The sequence below is a fragment of the Synergistaceae bacterium genome (assembly GCA_012728235.1).
Classification (GTDB): domain Bacteria; phylum Synergistota; class Synergistia; order Synergistales; family Synergistaceae; genus JAAYFL01.
In genome coordinates this window covers 1-2,627 of sequence record JAAYFL010000126.1, presented here as the reverse complement: position 1 = coordinate 2,627, position 2,627 = coordinate 1, and the positions used below count along the sequence as shown (strand labels likewise).

Annotated in this window: 2 protein-coding genes and 1 pseudogene; all 3 read right to left on the bottom strand. The window is 33.8% G+C overall.

The genetic code is table 11. The annotated features are described in order from the left end of the window. Positions 1-150: 150 nt before the first annotated feature. Positions 151-1,011, bottom strand: coding sequence for a hypothetical protein (locus tag GXZ13_07165; GenBank protein NLX75586.1), 861 nt, complete (start codon positions 1,009-1,011; stop codon positions 151-153). A gap of 119 nt (positions 1,012-1,130) precedes the next feature. After that, positions 1,131-1,757 (bottom strand): annotated as a pseudogene (locus GXZ13_07160) (SAM-dependent DNA methyltransferase). 19 nt (positions 1,758-1,776) lie between these two features. Beyond that, the gene (locus GXZ13_07155) at positions 1,777-2,370 is read right to left on the bottom strand and encodes a helix-turn-helix domain-containing protein (GenBank protein ID NLX75585.1); all 594 of its coding nucleotides are present in this window, start codon (positions 2,368-2,370) and stop codon (positions 1,777-1,779) included. Positions 2,371-2,627 lie beyond the last annotated feature (257 nt).

Sequence of the window (2,627 nt, the reverse complement as noted above, 5' to 3'; positions counted from 1 at the left end):
GTGGCATGGAAGAGGGCATGGAAATGGCCTAAAACTAGCCAAGATTTCTTGTTATCTTTTTTTGAAAGACTCTTTTTAGGAACTAAAGACTTTTTATGCCATCCTTCACTTTACGGATGTAGCTTTTGACACTATAACCATTTAATCATATTAAAAATCAATATCATTCTTTACGACTTCAAGTTTTTTGAGAATTTCTTTTGCACTTGGAAAATGATAATTAAGCTGAATAAAAGGATGACTCTTAAATTGTTCTCCATTTTTTCCTTTTAGTTCCTGCTCATCTTCAAATAAAAAATATTTTGAATTTTTTTCCTCAAAGTCTTTTATTTTTGATTCTAAGGTGTGATTATTAATAAGTGTGCAATCAATTAATGTATAGTCAAATTCCATTGGCTCCGCTTCTTTTTTATATTCAGCTACAACCTCATCATTCGATTCCACTTTAAAGTGATATTCATAATTATCTAAATGAATCTCAGGTCTGATTAACAAATAGTAAATATGCCATTCTTTAGTATAATCTTGAACAATGACAAAAAAATCTTGTAATTTATATGAATCAATTTTACTATCAATTTTCGATGAGTTATTTTGTGAATCAGAAATTATTGTATCTGTTTTATTTTTTTCGAGTAGAAAGGATGTAGTTAAATTTGAATGATCTAACAGTTCATACTGTAATTCTTGTCTATCCTCTTGAAGAGGTTTAGCAAGATATAGCTTATTCAAATTTCCTTGTTTAATATTAAATCTCATCGAGACATATTTCTCTTTATTTTCTACATCATCTAATATTTCAAATTTAATGTTCGAATCCAATACAAGAGTCTCATTATTTTTACCGATATTATATGCCATGCAAGATTGTACCATTGCTACAATTGATAGAAATAAAGAAATCCATTTTATAATTTTATCCCCATTACTTTCTTTTTTCGCTGTTTCTGTTTCAGCTTGATTGTCGTCTTCATTTTTCTTGTTTGTATTATTAATGTTGTTTTGCTTCATCTTGAACCTTCCTTATAAGTTAAATGCAATATGTCTGGATTATAACTCCTAAATGCACACCCATCCCTATTTTGTTTTTCTAGTAGAGGTCTTAAAATCAAGCATCTATCGTTACTATTTGCCGTTGTCATAATTATGACACGAGACCCACAACAAGGGTCATAAACTCTGCCTTGGTAGGGTTCAATCATGTCAACTAAGGTCTTAACAACGCTAGTAGGCGTATAGAATTCTCCACCGCCTTTTCCTTCAACGCTGGCAAACTGTGCAAGGAAGTATTCATACACTCTTCCTAGTAAGTCCTTTTCTCCATTTTGATGAAGCTTTATCGTTGAAATTAAGTCAATCAGTTCTCCAAGTCTTCTCTTATCAATTTCGGGTCTTGCATAACGCTTATCCAGTACACCCTTTAAAGATGTATTCTCTTTTTCAATGAGTATCATGGCATCATCAATAAACTGACCGATTTTGGGATCCTTTGCATTGTCTTTGATAAATGTCCAGCTCGCTTCTTTAGGAACCCAGAAGATATTCTCAGCTTCATACTCATCTCGGTCCTCTTCAAAGCCTGCGCCTTCTTCTACAAGCGCATTAAACTTTGTTTCAAATTTATCGGATATGTACTTCAGGAAAATGAGTCCCAGTACCACGTGTTTATATTCACTGGCATCCATGCTGCCTCTTAATTTATCGGCCGCTTTCCAAAGTGTCTCTTCAAATCCAATGTTTCCTGTATTCTCAGCCATTAGTATTCCCTCCAAATGTTTAATAGTTATGATCATCAAAGACTTCAAAAATTTCACTTTCAAAGCCTTGTTGTTCTGGTTCGCTGCTTACCCAATCAGGTAAGACTTCATAATAGTGAGCCAACGCTTCAATCGTTTTGTGTAGAACTGATTCATGCTGCACTTTTTCAAGTAGTTCTACGATGAGTTTATAGGTCTCTAAGTATGGATTATTATCTACTATATCCATTGCAGCCTTAAATCTTGATATGAGTTTTGCTTTTTCAATATCTCGCTCGATGGCATTCATTTCTTCTTTATCGTAAATGGGAACTTCAACTAGATCATTCATCTCACCCAAAGAAAACTGCTGTTCATGTTTTTTGATCACAGGCTTAAGCTCTCTTTTCAGCTTTTCCTTCTGAATCTCTAACTGATCAATTTCTGTAAGCTCACGTCCAAAATAGGACTGAGCGATACCAAAGAGTTCTTCTAAAACTGGTAGATATTTCTTTGGAATGTTCTGTCGCCCTTTCACCCACATGTTTATATTTTGTTTTTTTATACCAAGTTTTTCTGCAAGTTCTATATGCTGAAGATTAAAGAGGTTTAAAATGTACTCTAATCCAATCAAGTTCTCACCTCCTGGTGCAGGGCAATGTTCCAACCTAATATTTATTATAATTTATTTTATTGACTGGGTCAATATTTAATGTAATTGTTTTCTAATTTTTTGACAATAATTCTATCAACTCACCACATTGATTATTACGCAGTAATAGCGCCAGTACGGGCTGAGGCCCGTACCAGCAGTACTCGCTAATAGCTCCGCCAAGATTCCTCTTAGCTCCACTAGATTTCTAGTCTTTGCTTAGCAGTAAATTCCCTCAT